Raw genomic sequence first — 561 nt, forward strand, 5'->3', positions numbered from 1 at the left:
TCGTGAGGTCGCTGTAGCCCAGTTCGGCGGCGACCTCACTGACAGACGTGGAGCGGTCGAGCAGCCGTATCCGGGCGCGGTCGAGCAGTGACTCCTGGAGGAGTTCGCGGAAGCTGGTTCCCTCCGCTGCGAGGCGGCGTTTCAGGGTGCTCGAGGAGATCGAGAACTCATTCGCGACCGACTGGAGGGTCCTCACCCCGGACCCGTCCTCGAGCAACGCCCGCACTCTGCGGGTGAACTCCGGGCTGCCGGCCTGACGTTCGAGCGCCTGATGGAGGCTGGTGACGGCGACGTCGTAGGCGACTGGGTCGGGGAAGCGGCAGGCCGCGTGTAGCGTCCGTTCAGGGATGTGCACGTAGGACAGGGGGGCGTTGAAGATGAGCCGCGCCCCCGGCCAGGCTGCTCGAGCCCCGCTGCTCGGCTCCGGCCAGCGGCTATGCATGGTCACCTCCGACGCGTCGTCGACCAGTCGGTCGACCAACCGCATGAGGGCGAGTCCGCAGTAGGTGACGGCGAGACAGTCCAGGTCGGGGTCTGCCGCGTTCCCGGTGAGCCGGATCG

At 68.6% G+C, this 561-nt stretch carries 1 protein-coding gene; it reads right to left on the reverse strand.

Annotated elements, in window-relative coordinates; translation table 11 throughout:
- On the reverse strand, nucleotides 1-561 hold a 561-nt coding region (locus J1M64_RS18375), incomplete at both ends, for an AraC family transcriptional regulator (protein ID WP_206475133.1).

Origin of the sequence: Dietzia sp. KRD202, assembly GCF_017168155.1 — a bacterium.
GTDB classification, from domain to species: Bacteria; Actinomycetota; Actinomycetes; order Mycobacteriales; family Mycobacteriaceae; genus Dietzia; species Dietzia kunjamensis.